Origin of the sequence: Microcoleus sp. Pol11C3 (genome assembly GCF_036701485.1) — a bacterium.
GTDB lineage: Bacteria > Cyanobacteriota > Cyanobacteriia > Cyanobacteriales > Microcoleaceae > Microcoleus.
Map to the genome: position 1 here is coordinate 1 of NZ_JAUBQW010000068.1, position 26,946 is coordinate 26,946.

Below are 26,946 nucleotides of genomic sequence, written 5' to 3' on the forward strand. Positions count from 1 at the left end.
CCCGCCCTTTCTGGACGGGCGGGCGGGACACCCCACAAGAACCATCACGCATTGTAAGTTATTTAATTCTCATTCCTTAGTTTGTGCGATCGCGTTGCTAGCGGTTTCAACCGCCGAGTCTTTTTCGATATCAGCGAGTTTTTCAGATAAACACGCTCAAATAAACACGCTAGGATTAACATTGAAAAATTCTCCCAACGCCTTAGCTTGCGCCTTGCTAATCGCCCGTTTTCCATTAACAACCTCAGAGACTACTCCTTTGGAACCAATCACGCCCACTAAATCGGCTTGTTTGACTTCGCGAACTTCCATGAGATGTAATAGAACATCCCGGGGAGTCGCTTCTGGGATTGGGTAATACTTGGCTTCGTATTCTTCGATTAACAGAGCCCAGAGGCTCAGTAAAGTTTCTTCTTCTAATGTTAATTCTTCCTGAGACATCAGAGATGCTACTTCTGCGAGGGCAATATCGTAATCTTCTTCGTTCAGGATGAGCTTAGGCTGCGATTTCGCCAGTAGTTGACCGTAAGCTGTTTTCTCAATTGTTATATTCATGGTTCATTCCATTGTTTAATTAGACATGGTTCTCAAGTAGAAGGTGGGTGTTTGTTTCTATATCTCCTGCTTTTGACGATTGGTATGAATGTTTTGGATTTGTTAAATTTATCCGGTAATCTGTATTGATTACCGATCGGTTTAGGTAGAATTTAACTTATTTTTATTTTGACTTCATCTACATTTTCCCAGTTAATTTTGCTATATTCGGCATGAGTTAAGAACTGCTTAAAATATATAATTTTGCTTTTGTATTTAACTTGTACAATTAATCGATACTGATTGCCTTTAATATTAAAGATGGTATATCCACAGACTTGATCGACCGATCGCGAATATCCGTTTCGCACATCTTCTAGGGATTGCCAATCGTTGTCTTGGATTAGCTGGTACCAGGATTCGATCGCACTCTGGGCATCCGGGTAGGGTTCGATCGCACTCAGAAGATTTTTCTTAGAAATCAGTCTCATAGATCGTTTCTCAACTACTATTCTATGTTCTCATCTTGAGAACATCCTGTCAAGTCTCTAACTTGAATTTTTCCTAAAGAGCCTTTTGCCCGATCGAACCCTTTGACATTTCAACAAATTTGGTTTACACTTAGCCGGTTGCGATCGCCAATGGTAAGATCGGTTCAAGCTAAATATTTTTTTAAAGCGCACAGGCGCAAAGTAATTTCATGGTATACTCTGGAACTGTTTGCTGGCTTCGCTCCACTGCCCGGATTACGATCGGGGCTATCGCAGCTTTTACCCTGTTGCAACCGCTTCAAGTCCAAGCACAACAACCTTCTGGGCCAGAGAACCAACCCCAAGTCGAACCCGCCGACGACCCCACAGACCCCAACAATCTCCGCCCTCTGACGCAAGACAGCAGCCTGCTGAGTGTCCAGGGAGGCCAGCGTTTGATGACAGAAGCCAGCAGTGCTATTTCCAATCAGAATTACGCACTCGCCAGTCAAAAACTCCAAGAATCCCGCCAGATTTTCAATCAACTCTCGAACTTCTACCAACAACTCGGTAGCAGTTTTGCCGGAATTGACATCCGATTGGCCGAAAGCCACCGCACCAAAGCTGTCGAAACAGCCCAAATGCGCGACGAAGCTACCTATCGGCTGGCGTTGGTACACCGGGCCCAAAATAAGCCCGAACTGGCTGTGCCCCTGCTGATTCAGATTATTCGATCGCAGCAGCCAACTCGCGACTTGGGCAAGAAAGCTTACCAGCAGTTACTGGAATTGGGTTTTGTGGATTCGCCCTTTCCCCGGCCTGCCAGCAGTCAACCGAGTTCATCAACAAAATAGTTCCCCTAAAATCTAAATTACAGCCCTTTATCAGAGAAACCAATGGTTACACCGTCTCAAGTAGCAGAAATGATTAAGGCAGGGTTGCCCGACGCTAAAATACAAGTTGACGATTTGACCGGTGGCGGTGACCACTACCAGGCGAGAGTCGTCTCTGCAGCCTTTGAAGGAAAAAGCCGAGTACAGCAGCACCAACTGGTCTACGGCGCTCTCAAACAGGCAATGGCTAGTGAAGCCATCCACGCTTTGGGCTTGGAAACTTTAACTCCTGCAGAATGGGAAGCGAAAAGTCAAGTTGCTTAATTGTTGAGTAGCAATTGAATATCACAAGTTTGTGCTGGTGTCAAGAGTTGCTTGAGAGACAACTGCTGCACTTACGCCCAAAAACCAAAGAAACGGGGTTTTTAAACCGGAATCTATGGCTGTAACGAAAGATTTTCGTAAAAAACCCGGTTTCTACGTCAGTCAACGTTTAAAAATTTTCAAACAATATTAGGAGCTACCATGACTACAGCAGCACATGAAAGAATTGACGAGTTGGTTAAGCAAAACAAAATCATGGTGTTTATGAAGGGCAATAAGTTAATGCCCCAGTGCGGTTTCTCTAATACTGTGGTGCAAATTCTCAATACTTTGGGAGTGCCTTACGAAACTGTTGATGTTTTGGCTGACCAGGAAATTCGTCAAGGCGTTAAAGAGTATTCCCAATGGCCTACAATTCCGCAAGTTTATATCAACGGCGAGTTTATTGGTGGCTCGGATATTATGATCGAGATGTATCAAAAGGGCGAATTGCAAGAAGTTGTAGAAGTGGCTTTGGCTTCTTAAATTAGACCCAAAAAACATATCCCCGACTTCTTTAAGAAGTCGGGGAAATAACAGGAATCGCGTTTTACGTTGAATTAGGTTGATTTACTTAATTATTCGTTAGAGCCAGACTAAATCCTTTGTGAATTTCTTACTCCCTCCCCGCGGGTTTGGGGAAGGTTGGGATGGGGTAAAAAATTTACGACTCATTTAGGATTGCTATACCAGGCAGAGCCTGGGAACGCACTGCGGTCGGCTCGGCATCCAATTTTTAGGCTCCCAAAGCGAGGCCGAGCCTCTGGATATCAGTTCCCAGGCCGAGCCAGGGAACCCGTTACAATTCCCAATTCCCAATTCCCAATTCCCAATTCCCAATTCCCAATTCCCAAATCATCAAGGGTTTATCAAACCGAATTTGCTATTTAATAGTAGTCTGCTTCAGTTTGGGTCTGTGGCATTGCAAAATTGGAGGGGTCGTGAATGTAACGCGCTGCTTCTTCCTCTAGTCTGTGAATCAGATAGGGTTCCAGACTGTTGGAATGCCGCAGGGCTGCTAAATAGCCGTCTAAGTAAAGCCGCAGGTCATCAAAGCGATAACCTCTATTCCACATTTCGACGAGGGCGTCGGTAAGTTTTTGGTAGTGCCTGATTGTTTGGGTGTCTTGTAGCATGGTGTGAGATTGAAATCCTTTGTGGTTTGTATAATGACGGCGGGATTTAGCAATAGCCTCGATTGATGCTGAGTGGCTCAGCTTGAGGCTATTTCTAAATAAAAGTTTTTACCCTGCTCAACAGGCTACCCTCCATAAAAAATTTCACTCGTTGCAATGCAGTTGCTCGACTTTTTGCGCGCACCTAGATAATTCGCTGTGCGTTTAATGGAGTCGGGATGTTGCTGAATTTGGCGGTCAAAGTGGCTGAGTGTTCCGGCTACCGAGCGAACGGTTGGGGGAATTCTAGTTTCACTTACGCGATTTGTCAACCTCCTGGGAGTGGGGGCTGGGTCGGGGGGATCGCTTTTGGCAGGCGGTTGGGGCATGGGATCGATCGGCTTTACACTGTCTTATTTTCATTGTAAGCTCATCGCCAGAATGATTTAACCTTTCTGCAGGCTGACCCTGCCAAATTAACCCAATCTTTAAAATTCCTACCCTCGGTATGTCCGCTGCTTTAAATGCAGCTCATGCTTGAGTAGCGATGGTTACAAAAGCTTGACAAAAGCTCTGTTAACCTTGTAGCAATTAGTGATATGGGAAGCTCGCCTCTGTGGAATCTGCAAGTATTTCAATTGTTGAAGGGAATCCGCACCTGCGATCGCTCTTGGGCTGGCATCTACAGCAAGTCGGTCACTGGGTGCACCAGTCAGCGGATATCAGTCACGCTAGGGAAATATTTTTCAGCCGCCAGCCAACCCTAGTCATTCTGGATGCCCAATTGCCGGATGGGGACGGTTTGGAATTTTGCAACTGGCTGCAACAGCAGCAGCAGTCGCTGATTTTGATGCTGTCGGCGCGAAATACGGAATCGGATATTGTTGAAGGTTTGAAGGCGGGCGCAGACGATTACCTGACTAAACCCTTTGGGATGCAAGAGTTTATGGCGAGGGTGGAAGCTTTGATGCGCCGCAACCGCACGATGATACCGCCGGCGACGCTGGAGTGCGGGCTGCTGAAAATTGATTTGGTGCAGCGCCGAGTCAGGTTGTACGAGGAACATATTGAGCTGACTCCCCAGGAATTTAGCCTGCTGTACGTGCTAGCTCAAGCTGGAGGAGTGCCGCTATCGCGCTCGGATTTGCTGCGTCGCGCCTGGCCCGATGCTATTGATAACCCCCGGACGATCGACACTCACGTACTCTCTCTGCGTAAAAAAATCGAAATAGACCCGCGACAGCCGAGCCTGATTCAAACTGTACGGAATGTCGGCTACCGACTGAATCTGGAGTTGTTGAATAATGCCAATCAACCGCATTCCCCAGTGCCCAGGGCGGTGCTTTCTTAGACTATGATCGAGCTATAAGTCGGATTTTATTTTGGGAATTGATTGGCGATCGCATCTGTTTTCGCAGCCATAATAAAATCATTGCGATGCAGTCCAGAAATCGCATGAGTCCACCAAGTAACGGTAACTTTTCCCCACTCGGTTAACAGTGCGGGGTGATGTCCTTCGGTTTCTGCTGCTTCGCCGACGCTATTTGTAAAGGCGATCGCACTTTTGAAATCCGGGAATTTGTAAGTGCGTTCTAACTTGGGAATGCCATTTGTTTCGAGGAAATTCCACTCAGGAATTTGAGGTTTTAGTTGGACAATTTCATAAGCTGTGACGCGGGGAGAGTTTCGGCTGCAGGCGGCACAGCGTTCTTTTGATAAAGGTTCCATAAATTCCTTTTTAGCGATCGGATGCTAAAAGATATTATAGACATTGTCTAATGTGAATTATTTTGAACGGCAACTGTCCTTTAGGATTGACATCTTGCACCATTTTCAATAAGCTTTTCATGGGCGGGTAGGATGCCCACCCCACAATAAATTCACTCTTTGTGGTACAGGCATCTTGCCTGTTCTTGAGAAGGGTACAAGGCAGACATTTCGATCGAAATCGTTCAAAAAACAGATGAGCAATCGTTTAAAATTTAGGTAAATAATCGTTTACCGTGGAATCGCTTAACCGATAATATCAGGAAGGGGCGGGTTGATTTGGCTATCTCGCTGATATTGTAAACCTTGGTGAAGCCGCCCCTGCAAGTGCGATCGATCAACCTATAACTTTCTTAATCAAATCCAACTTACCTAGATAGGGAGCGTACCGCCATTTTAAGTCAAGTAAAAATGACTTTTGCAGCACGCTTTTTTGATGAGAAAAAGTGTCAAAACTTGCTTTTCCGTGATAGGTGCCGATGCCGCTGTCGCCAACTCCGCCAAAAGGTAAACTTGTTACTCCGACTTGCATAACCGTGTCGTTTATGCAAACTCCGCCGGAAGAAGTTTCCCGCAAAACTCGCTCTTGTTTCTTTTTATCCTTCGAGAACAAATACAAAGCTAGGGGTTTGGGACGCGCGTTGATTTGGGCGATCGCCTCCCCGAAATCATCATACTCCAAAACGGGCAAAATCGGCCCGAAAATCTCATCTTTCATCACAGGCGAATCCCAGGAAACCTTGTCGATCACCGTTGGTGCAATATATTTATCTTCGGGGTTTGTTTGACCTCCGACGACAATTTCTCCGTCTTTGATAAAGTCTGCCAAACGTCCTAAATGATGCTGATTAATAATTCGGGAATAGTCGGGACTTTTCTGCGGATCGTCGCCGTAAAATCCGTGAATAGCTGTTTTAATTGCCTGCATCAAATCTGGTTTAACTTTTTTATCAACTAACAGGTAATCGGGAGCGATACAAGTTTGACCGGCATTGATAAATTTGCCCCATGCAATGCGTTTAGCAGTGTATTCAACTTGAATATCTGAGTCTACAATGCAAGGAGTTTTGCCGCCTAATTCTAATGTCACAGGTGTTAGGTGTTTGGCGGCGGCTTGCATGACTATTCTACCGATTTTTGTGCCGCCTGTAAAGAAGATGTGGTCGAATTTTTCTGCTAATAATTGTTGGCTGATTTCGACTCCTCCTTCGACGGCTGCTACGTAGGCAGGATCGAAGGTTTTGGTAATCATGTCGGCGACAACTGCCGACGTGTGCGAGGCGATTTCTGAAGGTTTGAGGATGGCGCAGTTGCCGGCGGCGATCGCCCCGACTAACGGTGATATCATTAACTGAAATGGGTAATTCCAAGGCCCGATGATTAAAACTACGCCTAAAGGTTCTGGGTAAATGCGGGCTGATGCTGGGAATTGATCGATCGAAGTAGGCACTTTTTTCGGCTTTGCCCACGATTTAACATTTTTGATGGCATAATTAACTTCTGCGATCGCAGCAATTTCAAAATAAGCCTCATACTCCGGCCTGTTCAAATCAGCCTTGACAGCATCCACAATCCGTGATTGATTGGAAACGATCGCACTTTTAAGATTCTTGAGTTGTTCGATCCGAAAATCCACATCCTTAGTTTTCCCAGTGGCAAAAAATTGCCGCTGCTGCTGGATCATATCGCTGACTCTGATTACCATATTTAGTCCTCCATGTCTATAAATAAATGTTACAACAGGAAAACGGAACTTGGGTAAAGTGCGATCGGTGTTAGCTCCCCCACTGCTTGAAAAAGTCGGAGATATGGGCTTTATGCTATAACTTATAAGGTATTAATTGTAAATTTTTAATGTGGGTTAATTCATGAAAATATCTAAGAACGATTTTTTTTTCTATTCCTGCTGGCTGCTTTGCTTGCTTGCAGTAGCAGGATGTACCTCTAAACCCCAAAAGCAAGTTGTCATCTGCTCGAAAGACTTTACGGAACAAGTCATTCTCGCAGAAATTTTAGCACGCCATATCGAAGCTAAAACAGATATCAAAGTAGAACGCGAACTCAACCTCGGAGGTTCGCTTTGCCATCAATCTCTAACAACAGGTAAAATCGATTTGTACGTCGAATATACGGGTACTGCTTACGCCAACCTGCTCAAACAAAAGCCCATTTCTGACCCCAAAAAAGTCCTCGATTATCTAAAACAAGAGTATCCCAAACAGTTTAAGGCAGAATGGATGCAACCGCTGGGATTTAATAACGGTTTTGCGATTATCGTGCGGGGAGATGATGCTAATAAACTTAATTTACAAACTCTATCGCAACTTGGAAAAGCAGCACCCAAACTGCGGGCTGCTTTCGGACCAGAGTTCAAAGAGAGAGAAGATGGATTCCCCGGATTGGCTAAAACTTATGGGATTAAATTTCGAGAAGAACCGAAGGAGTTGCTGTTAGGATTGCTTTATCAAGCGCTGCAACAAAAAGAAGTAGATGTGATTGCTGGTAATACGACGGACGGTTTGATTCAAAGTTTGGGTTTAGTAGTCCTCAAAGATGACAAGAACTATTTCCCGCCCTACGAAGCAGTTCCGGTGGTGCGATCGCAAGTTTTGGAGAAATACCCGGAATTGCGCCCTGTAATCGCAGAATTGGGCGGTAAAATCTCCGAGAAAGATATGCGTCAACTCAACTATCAAGTTGATAAGCAACAGCAGGAAGCGGGACAAGTGGCGCAGGAGTTTTTGCAACAAAAGCTGGGCGAGTCAAAGCCCGTAACTCCCGCGAAATAAAGGGTTTAAATTTTAGTAGATTCCCGCGTCAGCCTACTTTTCTTTCGTTGCAAAACAGCAGCTTTTATTGATTCAATCTGGGACTCGGCAACTTCAACGGTAATTGCTTCGACATTGAAACCCTCTAAGCTATAACCGTCTTCTTCACCTTCAGGCATCGGGTAATGCTCAACAATAGTTGCTGTAGCACCTTTTTTTAAATTGTATTTGGGAATGTCTTCGCGCAATGCTACCTCTGAAAAAAATTCAAATTTCATGGGATTAACTTTTGGTTAGCGCATGCTAAGGTGCGCCGCGCGCGCACCCTACAATACAGTTATATCGTTTCCGGTAGCATCGGAATTATTAGCCAAAATTAGGACACGGCAATGCCGTGTCCCTACAATATTATTTTCGGTAGCGACACGGCATTGCCGTGTCCTCTATATCATTCCGATGCTACCGGATTTGATATTAGACTTTCCTCTTAAGTCCCTTCACTCAGCCTCCGCAAATTCAAAATATCGCTCATCTTTTTAATTTGCATACAAGTCCGCTCGAACTGTTCCTTATCCTCAATATCCATGCACAAGTCAATTAATGCGGGCAAACCGGGATAGGTTTTTACTTGAGCGCTGCGGACGTTGACTTTGTTGTCCTTTAAATGCGACAATACATCGTTGAGAACTCCTACTCGATCGAGAGCCTCAATTTGAATGTTAACAGCATAAGTATTCGGGCGGCTACCATTGCGATCGCTCGAATTCCAACTCACAGGAACTAACCGATCGCCCGGCACGCTCTCAACATTTGAACATCCTTGCCGGTGAATCGAAATTCCGCGAGTGCGAGTCACAACTCCAATAATTGCTTCCCCAGGAATCGGACAACAACAGCCGGATAAATGGTAGAGCAATCCCTCTACACCTGCGATCGGCGATTTGCTCGGAGACGAACTCGGTACTGGTTTCGGTGTCGTCGATGCAGGTATTAGCTGGGGCGATTCGTGGGTTCCTCCGGGAGCAGCTTCAATTTTTTGCTGCACTTTTACTAAATCTCGCAGTCGATTTACTACGAGATTTAGGGTGACTTCGCCGTAGCCCAAACCTGCGATTAAATCTTCGACGCTGTGGTAGTTGCAGCGCTGAGCCACAGACTGCATGGGTTCAGATTTCAGCAAAGATTCTAAGCCGTTTTTACCTAATTCTTTTTCCAGCAATTCCCGCCCGCGAGCGAGATTTTCATCTCGGTGCGATCGCTTCAACCACTGGCGAATTCGGTTTTTTGCTCCGTTTGTCTTGACAAAGTTCAGCCAGTCGGAACTCGGATGACCATTTTTTTGGGTCAAGATTTCTACAATATCGCCGTTCTTTAAAACCTTGTCTAGTGTCACCATTCGCCCGTTGACTCTGGCACCGGTGCAGCGATTGCCAATTTCTGTGTGAATGCGGTAAGCAAAATCTACGGGAGTTGACCCGCTATTGAGAGCAATCACGTCTCCGTTAGGAGTAAAAACGTAAATATCTTCGTCGAATAAGTTGTCCTTAATGCTTTGTAAATATTCGCGATCGTCTTTGAGGTCGCTTTGCCATTCTAGGAGTTGCCGCAGCCAAGTAAATTTTTCGTCGTCGCCGGTGACTGTTGTGTTAGAACCGCCAGTTTCTTTGTATTTCCAGTGCGCGGCAATGCCGTATTCTGCAATGTGGTGCATTGCTACGGTGCGAATTTGCACTTCGATGGGGCGGCCGCTGGTTCCGATTACTCCGGTGTGCAAAGATTGGTAGCGGTTGGCTTTTGGTAAACCGATATAATCTTTGAAGCGGCCGGGAATTGGGCGGAAAGAATCGTGGACGATCGCCAAAGCCCGATAACAGTCATCATTGCTTTCTACTATGATCCGCACCGCAGCAATATCGTACACTTGCTTAAACCCTTTTTGGCGGCGCTGCATCTTCCCATAAATCCCGTACAAATGTTTGGGACGACCGCTAACTTCATAGCATTTAATGCCTAAATTGTCAAGCCTTTCTCGCAAACTATCTGTGACTTCTGCGAGTTGAGTTTCTCGATCGGCCCGCTTGTCTGCCACCAATTCCTGAATTTCCCGGTAAGCTTCAGGTTCCAGGTATTTAAACGCTAAATCTTCCAATTCCCACTTAAAGCGACCAATACCCAAACGGTTCGCTAGGGGAGCAAAAATATCTCGAGTTTCTAGGGCAATACTGCGCTGCTTTTCTTCGGACAAATGCTCCAAAGTCCTCATGTTGTGCAGCCGATCTGCGAGTTTGACAACAATGACGCGAATATCTTTAGCCATTGCTAGGAACATTCGGCGGAAATTTTCCGCAAGGCGCTCTGTTTTGCTGGAAAAATTAAACTTAGAAAGCTTGGTGACACCTTCAACCAACTGTCGCACTTCCGCGCCGAACCGCTGTTCTATTTCTTCGAGAGTAATATCTGTATCTTCAACAATGTCGTGGAGGAAGCCCGCGGCAATCATGACGTTGTTGCCGCCCATATACCGGAGTATTCCAGCCACAGCTACCGGATGGCAAATGTAAGGTTCTCCCGATTTTCGGTATTGTCCTTCGTGCAAGTCGCGAGCAAATTCAAAGGCCCGACAAATTAAGCTGTCGTCAGTCGAACAATTCGGGTTAGAGCCCCCATCAGGCTGCGATCGAGTATTCAGGCATTCTTGCAGCCAATCGGGAACTACAGCAGGATCGATCGAAGGAGAGGGAGTCAGAGTGTTCGCGTTCATGGGGTACACCTTTAAAACTTAGAAATACAAATGGTTAAAAGCCGGTTTCCGGTTGAATTGCCGAAATTATGTGTTTAGCTATACTAAACTAATTGAATGCCACAATTTGCAATTCAAAAAAATAGTCGATTTTTCTCAAACTATACCTATGTAATCCGGAGTCGCCCCCCCTCGGAGGTAGGAAAATATAGTGACACCACTGCCGCCGCCGCAGCCTGTCGATCGGGGAAAATCGGGTAAAATCAGCATATTTTGGCGGTAGCAGTTGAGGTTGCGGGGGCTCGGCATTTACCGGCAACGCTAAACTAAAAGCAGCAGCCAGAAGGGTAGAGTCAGGGCAGGAAATCAAAAAAAGTTCTCACAAAACAGGGAATTGCTCCAAAAACGCACGGCTTCCCTCCGTATGAACAAACTTAAGTAAGTATCTACTTTGATTATAAATACAAATTTGTTTACAAAATCATGATATTGTCCGAAGACCGCCGCCAGTGCTACCAAGAATTACAGCAAGCACTAGAACAACTACAAAAAACTGCTGCACAGGATAATCTGGATCGGGCCGCGCTGGCGATCGAATACACAAAAGTGCAACAATTTTTCGGAAACCAAATTATGAGAGCCGAAAGCGATGACTTAGACGCCTCAGAAACACCCCCAGAGCAGTCCTATTTGACGGAAATTCACAAGCAACTGCGGTTATTGGGGACAGATGTCACGTTTTTGCAAGCGTCGCGCCAGCCAGCGACAGCAAAGGCGAGGCAAACTGCGGCGATCACGCGGCTTAACACGCTAATTGGCTACTGTGGCGCGCTGCTGCAAAAAAATTCTGGTTCTTCAGGGCCCGCCCAGATACAGAATTAATAATTGAATTAACAGGGAATTAAGAAGGCAAGGAGAAATAAAGCGGTGGAATGTCCAAAATGTAAACATCCCAATTTAGAAGGCGGTACCTTAGCCGGCCGTATGTCGGTGCAGTGGTGTCCCAACTGTTACGGTATCTGGATTCCAGGCAGAGAATACGAAGCTTGGCAGAAAGAGCAAAGCCAGTGGTACAACAAATCCGAGAAGCCTGATGCGACAGCGACTCTCGGCATAGAATTCACCCCGTCTGTCTACGACAGCAAAGCAGCGCTGTGTCCCGAAGACGGTCACTATCTGTCGCGGGCGAAAGTTCCTTTCAGCAGAGTGCCCTTTTACATAGAGCGCTGTATGTTGTGCGGGGGCATTTGGTGCGATAACGGCGAGTGGGACATTCTCGAAAGTCTGGGATTCCACACCGAGATTGACAAGATGTTTTCTCCGAATTGGCAAGCTAAGGCCCGCGTGCAAGAACTTGCCTCCCGGGAACGTCAAGTGCTGACTGAGAAGCTGGGGCCGGATATCGCTGGATATGTGTTGGAACTCGCGGAAGTTTTAGCAGACCATCCTCACGCAGATTGTGCGGCTACTTACATACTGCGGAGAGCTGAGTTGAAGCGAAGGGAAATTTAGTCAGTTGGCGGTTGACAGTTGACTGTTGACGGTTGACTGTTGACTGTTGACTGTTGACTGTTGTTAGTAAGCGGTTGGTCGGTTAATGATGTAGTGATAAAATCTTTGTTTGTAGCAATTTCTAACGGTTGACTGTTGACTGTTGACTGTTGTCAGTAAGCAGTTGGTCAATTAATGATGTAGTGATAAAATTTTTGTTTGTAGAAATTTCTATTGGTATTTACAAACAGCATCTCGGTCTCTTGCCAATAACTAATAAGTTCTGAACAATACTAATAACTAACAACTAACCGCCAGTAGATTGATAAATCATAAATAACAACAGACAACAGTTAACAGTTAACAGACAACAGACAACAGACAACAGACTAAGGACTAATGACTAATGACTAATGACTCTTCTCTATTTTCAGTTGACAATCTGCGAGTAGCTTATCCTCAGCGGCGAGGCCAATCAGGTTGGGCCGTGGACGGGGTTTCCCTGACGCTGAAACCGGGGGAAAAGCTCGGATTAGTTGGGGAGTCGGGGTGCGGTAAGTCAACTTTGGGAAGGGCGGCGATGCGGTTGCTGCCGGATTCAACGCTGATTGAGGGGCGAGTTAGTTTTGCTGGAGAGTCAGTGTTTGATATGAATGCTTCGCGGCTGAGACGGTTTCGGGGCGAAGCTGTAGCATTGATTTTTCAAGATCCGATGACTCGTCTCGATCCTTTGATGACTGTAGGAGAACATTGCATCGAGACTTTGCAAGCTCACAGACCGAATTTGGATCGCAAGCAAGCTAAGAAACGGGCGATCGAAACTCTGGAAGCTGTGAAAATTCCGGCGTCTCGCTGGTCGCAATTTCCCCACGAATTTAGCGGCGGAATGCGGCAAAGAGTAGCAATTGCTTTGGCTCTTTTGCTCGATCCCAAATTAATTGTGGCGGACGAACCGACTACAAGTTTGGACGTAACTGTAGCTGCTCAGATTTTGCAGGAATTAACCAGACTTTGCGAGGAACGGGGAACGGCTATTTTGTTGATTTCTCACGATTTGGCGATGGTAGCCGAATATTGCGATCGCATTGCGGTGATGTACGGCGGTAAAGTCGTAGAAACAGGGCCGGTGCAAAACGTTTTTGAACAGCCGCAGCACGAATATACTCGATCGCTCCTCAAAGCAGCTTTGCACATTCAAGCCGATTCTGACAAAGGGTTAGCCTTCGAGGAAATCAAGACTGAAGTCGTTACTGCAAACTTAACAAATTCGCCTCTTTTGACCGTAACGAATTTGCAGCAACACTACAGTTTAGAAAGCAATTTATTAGATCAGTTATTTTCCAGGAATCGCCAGGTAATTAAAGCAGTAGACGGCGTTAGTTTAGAGCTACAACGGGGAGAAATCCTAGGGCTCGTGGGGGAGTCCGGCTGCGGCAAAAGTACCTTGTCACGCACGATTTTGCAGCTAATTACCGCGACTGGCGGCAAAGTTGAATTTCAAGGAATAGATATAACTGCCCTGAACCGCGATGCTGTGAGGAAGCACCGCCGCGAAATGCAAATGATCTTTCAAGACCCCCACGCTTGCCTGAATCCGATGATGACTGTCGGGCAAAGTATTGCTGACCCTTTGTTGATTCACAAATTAGCTAATGGCAGCGAAGCTAAAAAACAAGTAATCCAAATGTTAGAGCGGGTGGGTTTAAGTCCAGGGGAGGATTTCTTTCGTCGCTATCCGGGGGAATTGTCGGGAGGACAACAGCAGCGAGTTTCGATCGCCCGCGCTTTGATTACTCGCCCGCAACTGATAATTTGCGACGAACCGGTGAGTATGTTAGATGCCAGCGTGCAGACTCAAGTTTTAGAGCTGATGTTGGAGTTGAAGCAGGAATTTAATTTGACTTATCTGTTTATTACGCACGATTTGTGGGTGGCGAGATTTTTTTGCGATCGTATTGCGGTAATGAATGCTGGAAAAATTGTTGAAATCGGTAAGACTAGGGATATTTTTACTAATCCGCAGCACCCTTATACTCAGCAATTATTGCAGGCAGCTCCTTTACTGGCTCGAACTCAATAGAAAGGTATAAAATTGGGGCCATCTAATTTCTGTCACGGACTTCTAGATGGATTTCGGAAATTTCCGATTAAATTGGTTAAAGTTAAGGGATACTTTTCAAATCATTCCACCGACACCAAGCACGATATGGCAGAATCTGACCTAGGCAGTTTTGCGGTGGCACCCGAAGCCTCATTCGCGATCGCAGAAGATGAAGACACCGAGATCGATCGTCCGACGGTAACTCGGTCGTCAGCATACAACAACTGGTCTGCCGACGATCCAGTGGGAGCTTTGTTCAAGGAAATGGCCCGGTATCCTCTACTGACAGCAGCCGAAGAAGTAGAGTTGGCGCGCCGCGTTCAAGAATTGGTAGCCCTTCAAGAACTAGAACAGCGTTTGCAGCAGGAATTGGACAGAGTGCCGACAAAAGCTGAACTCGCGGCAGCTTTGGGGATAAGCGAAACTCAACTGCAACAGCTTCGCCACCAGTGTCAGTCGGCGAAACGGAAAATGATCAGCTCGAATTTGCGCTTGGTGGTTTCGATTGCCAAACGCTATCTCAATCGGGGCGTGCCTTTTCTCGATTTAATTCAGGAAGGAGCTTTGGGTTTAAACAGGGCCGCCGAAAAGTTCGATCCTGAGAAGGGCTACAAGTTTTCGACTTATGCCTATTGGTGGATTCGCCAAGGAATTACCCGGACAATTGCCAATCAAGGGCGGACCATTCGCTTGCCTGTTCACATTGTCGAACAGTTAAATAAACTCAAAAAAGTTTATCGAGATTTGAGGCGTTCTCTTCAACGCAATCCCAGTGAAACTGAACTCGCTAGAGAAATGCAAGTTACTTGCGAACAGCTTCGCTACCTCCAGCAAGTACGTCGGCAATCTTTGTCTCTCAACCACCGCATCGGCTCAGAAGAAAGTTCGGAACTTTTGGATGTTCTCGAAGATAACGCGACGCAATCTCCCGAAGCTCAGATGAATGAGATGATGATGCGCCAAGATATTTTGGAGGTGTTGGACAGTATTTTGACTGAGCGGGAAAAAGAGATTGTTGCTATGCGTTACGGTTTGCTGACCGGCGAACCTTATACTTTAGAAGAGGTCAGCAGTTTGTTCAATTTGTCCCGCGAACGAGTCCGTCAAATTCAAAATAAGGCAATGCGAAAGCTGCGCCGCCCTCAAGTGACGGAACGATTGAAGGGCTGGTTAAAATAAACTAAAAAACATTGAGTTGGCATTTTGAAAAATCTTAAAATTATTGTGGGGTGGCACTCCGAGGCCACCGTAAATATGCTGGTTTAATGTGGAAAAAATTAATTAAAAATTACAAATTAAAAATGTCTTGATGTGGTATTTTTAAGTGTTGATTGTCGCGTACTACTTACTTATTTATGTCTTCTGAGGTAATTTTGCGCCCAGCTACCCGCGCCGACGTGCCGGTGCTGTTTGATTTGATTAAAGCTTTAGCTGAGTACGAAAAATTATCTCATGCCGTTACTGGTAATGCGGTGGATTTGGAGAATCATTTGTTTGGCGATCGACCTTTTGCTGAAGCGATTTTAGCAGAGTGCGAAAATCGAGTTGTGGGCTGGGCGCTGTTTTTTTACAATTATTCTACTTTTTTGACTCAGCCGGGAATTTATTTAGAAGATTTGTTTGTGATCCCTGAGTTTCGAGGGCGGGGAATTGGCAAATCTTTGATAGTTTATTTAGCGCAGTTGACGGTTGAAAGGGGCTGCGGGCGTTTGGAATGGAGTGTTTTGGATTGGAATGAATTGGCGATCGGATTTTACAAGGGTATAGGTGCTGATGTGATGCCCGACTGGCGGATTTGCCGGGTTGCGGGCGAGTCTTTGGCAACTTTGGCATCCAAGTAATTCAGGCGGGCTCGCGTGCCCAACCCCTACTCCCCAGCCAAAATTCATCTGTTGTGGCACAGGCATCTTGCCTGTGTGTGGAACAGGCATCTTGCCTGTTAGTTAGTGGAACAGGCATCTGGCGTAATTCAGGGCGGGCTTCTAGCCCACCCCACAAAAAATTCATCTGTTGTGGAACAGGCCTCTTGCCTGTGTGTGGAACAGGCATCTTGCCTGTTAACCTAAAATGCCACACTCGGGTTAATTAATACCGACCTAATTAATTGACAAAAATATAGGAAAATTTAAGTAGCAGTAGATTTTGATTGAGAGAGTAGATCGTGATTATTTGGGTAAACGAGCAAATCGATCCGTCGGGTATTCTTTATTCTTGCATTGCTTGTTGCGATGAGACTCAAGCGAAGGATTGCCACGAATCTTTTGAGAAGAATTTGACGGCAGAGCAAAAACAGCAGGGCTGGGTTGCTACTTTGCGGACTGTTAGTTCTTGGGATGAGGTGCCTGTTAATGCTTTGAAATTGAATTAATGAGTGCAAGTCATCAGGCGCTTTAGTCTCCCCCTGTTTCCGTTCGCTCGAAACGGCAGGAAAACTTTCCACGTCTGTTCGTCCAACGCAAGATAACTCGATCGCACATTGGTCAAATTAACAGAGGTTGTGTGAATCTGAAGGCAAAAAGCTGCAAGCATTTGGGGCGGCCAGTCTGAGGATTGTGCCCGGGAAGGTGCGGGAATTTGGGCGGAATTTTTCGGGCCAGCAGTGCTGCGAACACGCTAGGACGAAAAAGCGGGCAAGTGCGCTCCTCTTCGAGGGCTCCGCTAACGACAATTCGCATTTCTTAAACGGATTTTAGCATTACTATTAATAGATAGAGGCATTTCCAATTGTCTAGTTAAATTTTTATGATTGAAACCTTATTTCACGCTTATACCCCTCTAGTTATCTGGACGGGCTTAGGACTGCTGCTGTTTCGGTACATCCCAGTTGATTTTCCCAAGCTGCTGAGCCACTTTCTTTTCTGGATTGGGATACCGCTGCAAATTCTAGTTTTAGCCCGTCAAAGCGATTTTTCGGGTGCTGTGGGATTCACGCCGGCGATCGCCATATTCGTGTTATTTCTGAGTACGAGTTTTGCTTGGCTGACTTGGGTATTATTGCGTAGGCTGAGTGCGGCCCACGTCAAAAAGCCCTATTTTCAGGGCAAAAATTCTCTGGTAAATTTATTTTTATTAAATTTTAATTCCCTGAAGCGATCGAGCGAAGGGAGTTTTATCCTAGCTGCGATGTTAGGGAATACGGGCTTTGTTGGATTAGCAATTACTCCGTCTATCATCAGCACCGATAACAGCAACTGGGCTGTCTTATACAGCGTCACTAACAACGTTATTGGAACTTATTGTTTCGGTGTATTTATTGCTAGCTATTTTGGGAACTCCGAGCAAAAAAATCACTGGTGGACTCAGATTCGGGACGTGCTGACAGTTCCCGCCCTGTGGGCTTTTTTAATTGGTTTTTTTACTAGAAACATCCCCCTGCCCGAGACAGTGGAATCGGGATTGCAGACTGCTGTTTGGGTGGTAATTGCCAGTGCTTTGCTGCTGGTTGGCATCCGGCTGAGGTCTATTAAGAAATGGGAAAGTTTTGAACTGGCGTTAATCCCGTCGCTGTTAAAAGTGGTAATTGTGCCGGTGCTGATCGGACTGGGTGCTAGTTATTTCGGATTGAGCGGCGATCCGAGGTTGGTGTTGGTGTTGATGTCGGGAACGCCCACAGCTCTTTCGGTGCTGATTTTAGCAGAAGTCTACGAGCTCGATCGCGATTTGTTAGCTAGCAGCATCGCCATCACTTCTGTCGGGTTGCTGTTGATGCTTCCGCTGTGGTTAGCTGGGTTTAGTTAATATTAGCTAAACTTTCAAATCCGATGGCTCTAAAATTTCGCAGTACAATGAACAATAACTGCATGGAAAACGACGATGAATGAGACAATAACTGCTACAGGTCTGCCTCCTGCATTCCCCGACCATAACCAATTGCCAGACGAAGACGGTACATTTGTCAAAAATTTTCAGGAGCATCCCCAGAGCATCATTCTGACAGATTCGATCGGGTCGGTTGTAGAGTGGCTGCATCCAGACGGACAATATGCGATCGGGCAAGATTGCGGCATTTACTGGCGAGAAACTGACCCGCCAGAGCGAGGCGCAGAAGCACCGGATTGGTTTTACGTGCCGAATGTACCGGCAACACTTGACGATTTTCGCCGTTCTTATGTACTTTGGCGGGAACACATGGCTCCGTTCATTGCTTTAGAATTTGCTAGCGGTAATGGAGAGGAAGAGCGCGATTCCCTTCGGGATAGCTTCGCTTCACGTACTCCGCTGTCTGTAGCGGCCGACGGTACAACAACTAAACCCGGTAAGTTTTGGGTGTACGAGAGAATTATCCGCATTCCTTACTACGGCATTTATGAAATGAGAACTGGCAATTTAGAGGTCTATCACCTGATAGATTATGTGTATCGAAGGATGGAGCCAAACGAACGCGGTCACTATCCGATTCCTGTATTAGATGTAGAATTGGGACTGTGGCAGGGAAGCTATCAAAATCAAGAACTGCTTTGGCTGCGGTGGTGGGATTCCCAGGGGAATTTGCTGTTAACTGGCTCCCAACAAGTTGAAATTGAGCGGGCTAGAACCGAACAAGAACGGCAAAGAACCGAACAAGAACGGCAAAGAGCCGAACAAACAGAGCGAAAAGCCTCCCAATTAGCCGATCGACTGCGAGCAATGGGAATCGATCCCGATGCTGAGGATTGATATCAAATTCCCAAAACTCTCTCTATAGCGCGAGCATCCCGCACCTGATCTTTTTTAATCACAAAAAACAAAGCTGATGGAAACTAAACCACCTCTACCGCCCTTTACGCTGGAAACGGCTAAAGCCAAAGTTCAAGCTGCTGAAGATGCCTGGAATACCCGCGATCCAGAACGAGTAGCCTTAGCTTATACGGAAGATTCTCAGTGGCGAAACCGTGCCGAATTCTTCAGCGGACGCGAACAAATCAAGGCTTTCTTAACAAGAAAATGGGCAAAGGAATTAGATTACCGTTTAAAGAAAGAACTGTGGAGTTTTACAGACAATCGGATTTCTGTTCGCTTTGAGTATGAGTGGCACGATGATTCTGGCGAATGGTATCGCGCCTATGGTAATGAACAGTGGGAATTTGCCGAAAATGGGTTAATGCGAAGACGAGAAGCTAGCATTAATGATGTTCCCATTCAAGAGTCTGAACGGAAGTTTCGATAGGAGTTATATCAATTCCGGTTGCACTCATACATGATTGTTGAGTGTTGAGTGTTGACTGTAGAAGGAGGGGTCGAAAAACTGAATGGTTGAGTGTTAACTGTTGACTCGATTTTATTATTCCGATGCAGCCGGAAACGATATTATCTGTGAATTGCTTAATGGGACTTAGACCTTTTCTCGCCCCTAAAGGGGCTGAACACCTCTGCTTTGCAAGGGAAAGAGGTTGAGGATCTAAAAATGCCTGAAACCCTTTTCAGTTGACTGTTGAATGTTGAGAGTTGACAGTTAATAGCGACCTCTACCTGGAAGGAAGAGGATTGGAGTAATGAATAGTCTTTTTTTAATTTCTCCCCATCAGGGAGAGGCTTTAAACCAATTCTTTCTGGTAAATATTAGATTCATGCCCATTCGAGGTAAAAGTCTTTCTCTATCTAGGCTTTAAGCCATTTTGGCTTCACTTTTTGTCTAAGCCGGTTAGGGTAACTTTCGGAATTACTGCTGATGTCTCCCCTGCAACTGAAAAGTGCTCTAGGATGAATTCCGCCCAATGAGTTTCCTACACCATAGATACCGCGACATTGGTTACTATACAGATAGTCGGCATCTCAATAATAAACTGCGTTCCCTGCTCGGGCGTAGAAATACAGTGCAATTGACCGCAGTGTTTTTCTAGCAGAATTTTTCTGCTGATTGACAACCCCATCCCTGTACCTTTTCCGATTGGCTTAGTAGTAAAATAGGGAGTGAAAAGTTTAGAACGAACTTTATCATTCATGCCAATACCATTATCAGCAATTGTTACCCGAATGCCTGAACCCGTGCTAATTTTGTCATGCGAAGTGCCCGGTACGACTTCAGTACGAATCAAAATTTGGGGGTGAAAAACTGTACCATTTTCTCTACTTGCTCGCTCTTCCAAAGCATCTATAGCATTCGCTAAAAGGTTCATAAACACCTGATTAAGCTGACCGGCATAACAGTTCACAAGCGGCAATGCGTCATAGTCTTTAATCACGTTAATAGCAAGACGATCTGACTTAGCCTTGAGGCGATGCTGTAAAATCATCAAGGTGCTATTAATACCTTCGTGGATATCTACTGATTTGATTTCTGTTTCATCCAACCGCGAAAAATTGCGTAGAGACTCAACAATAATGCGAATGCGTTCGATTCCTAACTGCATGGAAGAAAGCAACTTTGGCAAATCGTCCTTGATAAATGACAACTCTCCATCTTCTATCGCCTTGAGAATTTCTGCTTTTGGTTGTGGGTAATGCCGTTGGTAGAGAGTCAACAGATAGATGAGTTCTTTAATATAATCTTTAGCATAGGAGAGATTGCCGTAAATAAAGTTAACCGGATTGTTAATTTCATGAGCTACACCTGCAACTAATTGACCGAGACTAGACATTTTTTCACTTTGAATTAGCTGGAGTTGTGTTTCTTGCAGTTCTTTGACAAAATGCTCTAAAGCAAGAGCTTTTTGGTGTTCTTTTTCTTCACTGATACGGAGTGATTTCTCTACTTGTTCGCGCCGCTCTATTTCCGACTGCAATTTATGACCTAGACAAAAACTTCTCAAAGCTGTAAGCATCGTAGTGTATAGCTTTGAGGTCGTTAATTCAGTTTTCGTTTTATAGTCATTAATATCGTAATTGATAATAACGCTTTTTTCTGGTACTTGTCCGGGTTGGCCCGTGCGTAAAATAATTCGCACTAACTGATTGCCTAACACTTGGCGGACATATTTAACAAACTCTAAGCCAGCATCATCCGTTTCCATAATTACATCAAGCAGTATGATGGCTACATCCGGATGTTCTTGGATTAACTGTCTAGCTTCTGTAGCGGAATAAGCACTAATAAACTTTAAGGATTTATTTTCAAAAACAAACTTTCTTAAGGCGAGATTCGTAGCTGTATGAACTTGAGCCTCATCATCTACAATCAAAATTTTCCAGCTTTCAGTGGGGGTATCTTCCGATTTTTCATCGGCAAAAAATAACTCCTCATCTGAGTTAACTTCTTCAGCAAATAACACTTCTTCAGATGACTTCTCATTTGAAAAGCCGTAAATATTCTTGTCCATTGCTGCTCACCTTTCTTTATTACTGAACTTTGGATTTGGGAAACTACGGTTGTGAATCGATTTGGACGGGTAGCTTAATAATAAATTTGGTGCCTACTCCAACCTCACTTTTACATTCTACTTCACCCAGAAGTTTTTGGGTAACTAAATTGTAGACAATATGCAATCCTAATCCGCTACCTCCCTGGCCGCGTGTGGTAGTAAAGAATGGCTCAAAAATTTTAGTTAAATTTTCTGGAGGAATGCCTTTACCATCATCGGAATATTCAAAGCAAAGTTGCTCCTCATCTTGCTGCCAATCAAAAACGAGCTGACCAGATTCGCCCGGTTCGTAAGCATGAATCAGAGAGTTCATCAGTAAATTTGTGACAATTTGTGATAAAGCACCTGGATAAGAATCTATGGCAATCTTGGTGTCTCCCTTAATTTCGATCGAATGTTTGCTATTTCTCAATTTTGGTTTTAATTGGATTAAAATTTCATCCAGATAATTTCTGATGCCGAAAGTTCGTCGTTCTTCGCTAGAGCGATCGACTGCCACTTCTTTAAAGCTCTGAATCAATGCCGCAGCCTGATTAAGATTAATTAGAAGGCTGTTGCTGCTTTGGGTGGCTATCTCCAAAAATTCTTCTAATTCCGAGCGTTTCATTTTGCCACTTTTATAAATAGAGGCAAATTCTGTGGTATGTTCTGCCAAAGCGGAAGCAACAGTGACGCCGACGCCGACGGGTGTATTAATTTCATGGGCAACACCAGCGACTAATCCTCCCAGCGATGCCATTTTTTCCGATTCGACTAGCTTACTTTGAGTCGCTTTTAAAGCATCCAGCGTGTTGGATAATTCTTGAGTGCGATCGCTCACTAATTGCTCTAAGTTTTGATTAAACTCCTGCAAGTTATTGTAGAGTTGGGCATTTTCAATGGAAATGGCTATTTGGGCCGATAACAATTTTAACAGCTCTAGCCTATCTGTAGTAAAAGCCCCTTCTGTGAGGTTATTTTCTAGATAAAGAATACCTGTCAGCTTGCCTTGGTGCAGCAAAGGAGTGCAGAGAATCGATTTCGGTTGAGTTGCTGCAATATAAGGATCGCGGGTAAATTGTCCCTCTTGGGTGGCGTTATTTAAAACCACATTTTCCTGGGTGCGGATGACGTAGTTGACGATCGCACTTGCCAGTTTTGGCGTTTCCCCAGAAGCAGCTTCTGCATTCAGGGGAAGCGATCGCAGCACGCTAACTTGATCTTTCTTAACAGAACCTTCTGCCTCGATCGCCCAATTTCCCGCTTTTTCTAAAATCAAAAAGCCTTTTTCGGCACCCGCATTTTCGATCGCAATCTTCATCAACCTTTCCAGCAACTTACTCAAAACAATTTCCCCTGAAATCGCTTGAGAAGCTTTCATGACTGTGGCTAAATCTAGTGTATCTCCCAAATTGCTGCTACTGGTAGTAGCGTTAATCGTTGTGCGGTTATTTGTTTGAGTTGTTGTCTTGGCTGATGTTCTGGCTAGGAATTGGGGGTATTTTTCTTCTAAATCCTCAACTTTAGCTAGAGCGCCCCAGAGTTGGTAGCTATAATGAGCGTTTTGCATATAAACTTGGGCGATCGTTTCTTTACCCAATGACAGGTAGAATTTGGCAGCAAGTTCGTGAGCGAGTGCTTCTTCGTTGATGTACTGGTTTTCTTTAGCTAGAGCAATGGCTTTGTCATACATCTCCATTGCTTCTAGTTTTTGACCCAAAACTCGATGTCTTTCTGCTTCCACTAGATAGAATTTGTGCAGATAATTCATTGGGGCATGATGCGCCCATTTTTGCATTTTTTCTTGATTGGCTTGTACTCTGTCAAGAATGCTTTGTTGCTCTGACTGTGGAGTCTCAAGATACACCGCCAACCGCACCAAAGAATCGTAAAAATGGAAAATAGGAACAACGGGCATTCCTACCACTGCATCTAAATAGTTCTCTGCTATAGCGATATTATCAATCGCTTCTGAGTATTTTTCAAACCAATAACAAAGTAAAAACTTGTTTAAATATATGTAAGCAACTGCCACTTTGTCATTTGTTTGCTGGGAAACTGGCAACTTGATATGCTCATCGTATGCTTCACCCTTTAAAATACAGGAATTTTTACTTTTTCCCAGCATATTCAAGATAGCCTGCCAATAAATTTCTATATAATTAAGGGTTTTGTTTTGCTGGATTTTATCAATAGCATCTCTGTTTCTTGCTATCTCTCTTTCAAGGACAGTCAGTTCTTTGCCACTATAGTAAGCTGAACAGGAATACTGGAATAAATTATAGGCTGCAAATTCTAAATCTCCTGTCTCCATTCCGCTAGAATAAGCTGACACCAAAGGCTCTAAGGTTTCTCTGAGATGCTCTTTGCAATGTCGGATAAACAAATTTACTACGCAGGCTGTCTTGGCTTTAATTTCTTGAGAATTTAACTTTGACAATAGAGTTAAAGCCAATTGACCGAACTGATAACCTGAATCCATATCTTCCACAACTGCACAAAGAAGAAAACCGTAATTGGCGTAAGCAAAGGGAGAAACGGAAGCATTCCCATGTTGGACGGATAATTGTACTTGTTTGCACGCCGTCAAGGGCGCCAGTGTAGGAGCAGCAATGTATGTAGCACCAAAAATACTTGACAAAAGTCTCATGGCTGCTAGTTTATAGGGATCGCTCATTTGAGGCAGGTCAACTAAATCCTCAATTCGCTTCCCACTTAAAATTGTCGACGTTTCCGCCAATGCGTGCCCAATATCTGAGGGGTTGGGCTGAGATGGAAACTCCACCCCTAACAGTTTTAAAACTTGTAGCGCTGTATCAATGCCTTCTAGCATCCTGTTCTGCCCCGTGTAAGCTTGCATCTGGACTTCATACACTTTCACTTGATCCAGCAGCGTTTTGGCGGAGTTTTGTACTATCTCAACGAATCTCTGCATTCGGTCAAAATCACCGCTCAAAAAAGCTGCCTCTGCTGCTTCCTCATGCAGCGCTAATGTTAATTTATACTGATAAGTCCAGCTATCTTCTACTAACAGTCCCAACCCTGCTTGCAAATATTTAAGAGCCGACTCATGGGCTGTAGCTGCTTTAGCTTTTTGACCGGCAATTAAATTGAGTTTAGCAATTTCAGTCCGTTCGGATTTGTCGCTAACCAGTTCAATTCCTAGATTCAAATGATCGACGATCGCAAATATTTCTTCCGTTCGCATTTCTGACGAGGTGTTTTGCCACAGCAAGCGACCAATTTGCAAGTGAACTGTTTTTTTAGAACGTTCTTCAATCAGAGCATAGGCGGATTGTTGCACGCGATCGTGCAAAAACTTATAAGTAGTAATGACCAGATGAGATTTAACTATCTCTTCTTCCGTTGCTCCTAACTCAGAAGTGGCTAAAATTAATCCATTTTGGATGGCTGGCAATAGCTCTTGAAACGTTTCTACGGTAGATTTTTCATTGACAATCGAGAGAGTATTTAAGTCAAAACTATTACCAACGCAAGCTGCTAACTGTAATACACGCTGAGTTGAAGCTGGCATCTTTCTCAATTTTAAGACCATCAACTCAACGACGTTATCGGTAATATCTACCGCTTCGATTTCTAAAATATTCCCATCCCAATTTCTTTGCTGAAAATTGAAATTAAGGAGGTTTTCTTCATAGAGAGTTATAAGAAATTGATTAACAAAAAAAGGATTGCCTTGAGTTTTCCTGACTACTAACTCGGTTAGGGGCATGACCAATCCTCTATCCCTACGCACAGTATCAGCTATCAAGTTAGTAATATGTTCGATATCTAAGGGAGTTAAGGTAATGTGGTTAATAGTAGCACCTTGATTTTGCAGCCCCTCCAGAGTCATTATTAAAGGATGCGTCTGGCTCACTTCATTATCTCGATAAGCACCCATTAGAAATAAGTATTTTGTTTCCTCATCTGCCATCATTACTTGCAACAGTTTTAAAGTAGCTGAATCAGCCCATTGCAAATCGTCTAGAAAAATGACTAAGGGATGCTCGATAGATCCAAATACCCGAATGAATTTTTGAAAGACTAATTTAAAACGGTTTTGCGCTTCTGTAGCACCTAATTCTTGGACAGGTGGCTGTTTGCCGACGATGAGTTCTACGTCGGGAATGACATCTATAATTATTTGACCGTTATCGCCAAAAGCCGCTAAAAGTTTTTCTTTCCAGCTATTGAGTTGGGTTTCGCTTTCTGTTAGTAGTTGCTTGACTAAAGACTGAAAAGCTTTAACAATAGCCGAATAAGGGATATTGCGTTGAAATTGGTCGAATTTCCCGGCAATAAAATAACCCCTCGCTTTAGTAATCGGTTTATAAACTTCTTGTACTAATGCAGATTTGCCAATTCCCGAGTAACCCGACACTAACATAATTTCTGTTGTGCCATTGCTCACGCGCTCAAAGGCTGCTAATAAGGTTTCAATTTCTCGTTCTCTACCATAGAGTTTTTGCGGAATTTGAAACTTATCCGTAATATCTTTTTGGGCGATTGGAAAATCTACAATCGTTCCTGTAGCCTGTAGTTGTTCCAGGCATTCTTCTAAATCTGCGATGATTCCCCAAGCACTTTGATATCTAGCTTCAGCCATTTTTTCTAACAGCTTCATCACAATATCAGAAACAACTTTAGGGATTTCTGGATTGATTTTATGGGGCGGGACTGCTTGTTTAGCAATGTGACAGTGGACTAATTCCATTGCATCGCTGTAATCGCAGGGTAGTTGTCCCCCTAGCAGTTCGTAAAAAGTGACTCCTAATGAGTAAAAATCAGTGCGGTAGTCGATCGCCCGGTTCATTCTGCCTGTTTGTTCTGGCGATATATAGCTCAGAGTGCCTTCTAAAACATTAGGATTTTTTAGGGTAGGATTCTCACGAGTTAAAACAGTAGAGATGCCAAAATCTATAATTTGAACTACCCCTGTTGTCGAGTTAATAATAATATTACTGGGATTGATATCTTTATGAATAATGTTATGTTGATGAATTTGACCTAAAGCTCTGGTTATTTTAATAGCTATTAATAAAAAATCTTCTAAGGTAAGTTTTTGCGAAGCCAACAAGAGCTTTAATGATTCTCCCCCACAATCCTCGAAAATAATAACCAAACTGTTCTGGTATCTTTCTAAGCTGTAGGTTTTCGGCACACTTTCTAGGTTAAGATTGCGTGTAATTTCGTATTCCTGCTTGTATCTGACTAACGAAGCTGGCATCGGATAATCTTGCTTGAGAAATTTGAGAATTATCGGTTGGTTGTCTTGCTTTCTCAGTCCTCGGTAAACTAAAGAATTGTTAGTTTCATGAATTTGGCTGGTGATTTCGTAGCCGGCTAAGTTAATCATCCTTGCAGTCTCTCTTAAATATTAATACACAAGTTTTTTAGGAAGTGTCAATTGGTAGTAGATGTATGCTCTAATAATTAATTCTACTCTACACTTTAAAGCAAAACTCAAGCTTTACTTAATAAATTATTTGTTAACATTTCTTAAAA

The 26,946-nt window shown here is 44.3% G+C and carries 24 protein-coding genes; 14 read left to right on the forward strand and 10 right to left on the reverse strand.

Annotation, left to right across the window (positions count from 1 at the left end; all coding sequences use genetic code 11):
- Positions 1 to 156: 156 nt before the first annotated feature.
- Together QUA40_RS16420 and QUA40_RS16425 are read right to left on the reverse strand one after the other, a co-directional pair.
- Positions 157 to 555, reverse strand: coding sequence for a transcriptional regulator (locus tag QUA40_RS16420; protein WP_333127619.1), 399 nt, complete (start codon positions 553 to 555; stop codon positions 157 to 159).
- A gap of 152 nt (positions 556 to 707) precedes the next feature.
- Positions 708 to 1,025, reverse strand: coding sequence for a type II toxin-antitoxin system HigB family toxin (locus QUA40_RS16425; protein ID WP_333127621.1), 318 nt, complete (start codon positions 1,023 to 1,025; stop codon positions 708 to 710).
- A gap of 209 nt (positions 1,026 to 1,234) precedes the next feature.
- Between QUA40_RS16425 and QUA40_RS16430 the strand changes: the two genes are divergently transcribed.
- From QUA40_RS16430 to grxD, 3 genes are all read left to right on the forward strand, one after another.
- Positions 1,235 to 1,858, forward strand: a complete 624-nt coding sequence (locus QUA40_RS16430) for a hypothetical protein (RefSeq protein ID WP_333127623.1) — start codon at positions 1,235 to 1,237, stop codon at positions 1,856 to 1,858.
- 42 nt (positions 1,859 to 1,900) lie between these two features.
- Entirely contained in the window at positions 1,901 to 2,161 is a 261-nt protein-coding gene (locus tag QUA40_RS16435; protein ID WP_172192604.1) for a BolA family protein, read from the forward strand.
- Between the two features lie 201 nt (positions 2,162 to 2,362).
- Entirely contained in the window at positions 2,363 to 2,686 is a 324-nt protein-coding gene (gene grxD, locus QUA40_RS16440; RefSeq protein ID WP_172192602.1) for a Grx4 family monothiol glutaredoxin, read from the forward strand.
- Between the two features lie 401 nt (positions 2,687 to 3,087).
- Here the strand turns inward: grxD and QUA40_RS16445 are convergent, their stop codons facing one another.
- The gene (locus tag QUA40_RS16445; RefSeq protein WP_332985209.1) at positions 3,088 to 3,336 is read right to left on the reverse strand and encodes a DUF6761 family protein; all 249 of its coding nucleotides are present in this window, start codon (positions 3,334 to 3,336) and stop codon (positions 3,088 to 3,090) included.
- A gap of 595 nt (positions 3,337 to 3,931) precedes the next feature.
- Here QUA40_RS16445 and QUA40_RS16450 point away from each other — a divergent pair.
- Positions 3,932 to 4,666, forward strand: a complete 735-nt coding sequence (locus QUA40_RS16450; RefSeq protein ID WP_333127625.1) for a response regulator transcription factor — start codon at positions 3,932 to 3,934, stop codon at positions 4,664 to 4,666.
- 26 nt (positions 4,667 to 4,692) lie between these two features.
- Here the strand turns inward: QUA40_RS16450 and QUA40_RS16455 are convergent, their stop codons facing one another.
- Both QUA40_RS16455 and QUA40_RS16460 read right to left on the reverse strand, forming a co-directional pair.
- Positions 4,693 to 5,043, reverse strand: a complete 351-nt coding sequence (locus QUA40_RS16455; RefSeq protein WP_333127627.1) for a 4a-hydroxytetrahydrobiopterin dehydratase — start codon at positions 5,041 to 5,043, stop codon at positions 4,693 to 4,695.
- 376 nt (positions 5,044 to 5,419) lie between these two features.
- On the reverse strand, positions 5,420 to 6,787 hold the full coding sequence (locus QUA40_RS16460) for an aldehyde dehydrogenase (RefSeq protein WP_333127629.1): 1,368 nt from the start codon (positions 6,785 to 6,787) through the stop codon (positions 5,420 to 5,422).
- 163 nt (positions 6,788 to 6,950) lie between these two features.
- Between QUA40_RS16460 and QUA40_RS16465 the strand changes: the two genes are divergently transcribed.
- Complete coding sequence (locus QUA40_RS16465; RefSeq protein WP_333127631.1) at positions 6,951 to 7,871, forward strand: glycine betaine ABC transporter substrate-binding protein; 921 nt, start codon at positions 6,951 to 6,953, stop codon at positions 7,869 to 7,871.
- A gap of 5 nt (positions 7,872 to 7,876) precedes the next feature.
- Here the strand turns inward: QUA40_RS16465 and QUA40_RS16470 are convergent, their stop codons facing one another.
- From QUA40_RS16470 to QUA40_RS16480, 3 genes are all read right to left on the reverse strand, one after another.
- Entirely contained in the window at positions 7,877 to 8,128 is a 252-nt protein-coding gene (locus QUA40_RS16470) for a DUF4926 domain-containing protein (RefSeq protein ID WP_333127633.1), read from the reverse strand.
- A 209-nt stretch (positions 8,129 to 8,337) separates the two neighbouring features.
- Entirely contained in the window at positions 8,338 to 10,611 is a 2,274-nt protein-coding gene (locus QUA40_RS16475) for a bifunctional (p)ppGpp synthetase/guanosine-3',5'-bis(diphosphate) 3'-pyrophosphohydrolase (RefSeq protein ID WP_333127635.1), read from the reverse strand.
- A gap of 135 nt (positions 10,612 to 10,746) precedes the next feature.
- Complete coding sequence (locus QUA40_RS16480; RefSeq protein WP_333127636.1) at positions 10,747 to 10,899, reverse strand: hypothetical protein; 153 nt, start codon at positions 10,897 to 10,899, stop codon at positions 10,747 to 10,749.
- A gap of 174 nt (positions 10,900 to 11,073) precedes the next feature.
- Between QUA40_RS16480 and patD the strand changes: the two genes are divergently transcribed.
- The 9 genes from patD to QUA40_RS16525 all read left to right on the forward strand — a co-directional run bounded on the left by patD (position 11,074) and on the right by QUA40_RS16525 (position 19,328).
- Positions 11,074 to 11,472, forward strand: coding sequence for a heterocyst frequency control protein PatD (gene patD, locus QUA40_RS16485; RefSeq protein ID WP_333127638.1), 399 nt, complete (start codon positions 11,074 to 11,076; stop codon positions 11,470 to 11,472).
- Between the two features lie 45 nt (positions 11,473 to 11,517).
- On the forward strand, positions 11,518 to 12,102 hold the full coding sequence (locus QUA40_RS16490; protein ID WP_333127640.1) for a zf-TFIIB domain-containing protein: 585 nt from the start codon (positions 11,518 to 11,520) through the stop codon (positions 12,100 to 12,102).
- 385 nt (positions 12,103 to 12,487) lie between these two features.
- Complete coding sequence (locus QUA40_RS16495; RefSeq protein WP_333127642.1) at positions 12,488 to 14,161, forward strand: ABC transporter ATP-binding protein; 1,674 nt, start codon at positions 12,488 to 12,490, stop codon at positions 14,159 to 14,161.
- Positions 14,162 to 14,287: 126 nt separating this feature from the next.
- Positions 14,288 to 15,361, forward strand: a complete 1,074-nt coding sequence (locus tag QUA40_RS16500) for an RNA polymerase sigma factor, RpoD/SigA family (protein ID WP_333127644.1) — start codon at positions 14,288 to 14,290, stop codon at positions 15,359 to 15,361.
- A gap of 176 nt (positions 15,362 to 15,537) precedes the next feature.
- Positions 15,538 to 16,023: a GNAT family N-acetyltransferase gene (locus QUA40_RS16505; protein WP_333068810.1), complete on the forward strand. Its 486-nt coding sequence runs from the start codon at positions 15,538 to 15,540 to the stop codon at positions 16,021 to 16,023.
- Between the two features lie 320 nt (positions 16,024 to 16,343).
- The gene (locus QUA40_RS16510; protein ID WP_333038077.1) at positions 16,344 to 16,550 is read left to right on the forward strand and encodes a glycogen debranching protein; all 207 of its coding nucleotides are present in this window, start codon (positions 16,344 to 16,346) and stop codon (positions 16,548 to 16,550) included.
- Positions 16,551 to 16,924: 374 nt separating this feature from the next.
- On the forward strand, positions 16,925 to 17,920 hold the full coding sequence (locus QUA40_RS16515) for an AEC family transporter (protein ID WP_333127645.1): 996 nt from the start codon (positions 16,925 to 16,927) through the stop codon (positions 17,918 to 17,920).
- Between the two features lie 75 nt (positions 17,921 to 17,995).
- Positions 17,996 to 18,838 (forward strand): Uma2 family endonuclease, encoded by an 843-nt coding sequence (locus QUA40_RS16520; protein ID WP_333127647.1) that lies wholly within the window; start codon positions 17,996 to 17,998, stop codon positions 18,836 to 18,838.
- A gap of 76 nt (positions 18,839 to 18,914) precedes the next feature.
- Positions 18,915 to 19,328, forward strand: a complete 414-nt coding sequence (locus QUA40_RS16525; protein ID WP_333127649.1) for a nuclear transport factor 2 family protein — start codon at positions 18,915 to 18,917, stop codon at positions 19,326 to 19,328.
- A gap of 556 nt (positions 19,329 to 19,884) precedes the next feature.
- Here QUA40_RS16525 and QUA40_RS16530 read toward each other — a convergent pair.
- Complete coding sequence (locus QUA40_RS16530) at positions 19,885 to 21,417, reverse strand: ATP-binding protein (RefSeq protein ID WP_333127651.1); 1,533 nt, start codon at positions 21,415 to 21,417, stop codon at positions 19,885 to 19,887.
- 43 nt (positions 21,418 to 21,460) lie between these two features.
- The gene (locus tag QUA40_RS16535; RefSeq protein ID WP_333127653.1) at positions 21,461 to 26,797 is read right to left on the reverse strand and encodes an ATP-binding sensor histidine kinase; all 5,337 of its coding nucleotides are present in this window, start codon (positions 26,795 to 26,797) and stop codon (positions 21,461 to 21,463) included.
- Between the last annotated feature and the right edge of the window lie 149 nt (positions 26,798 to 26,946).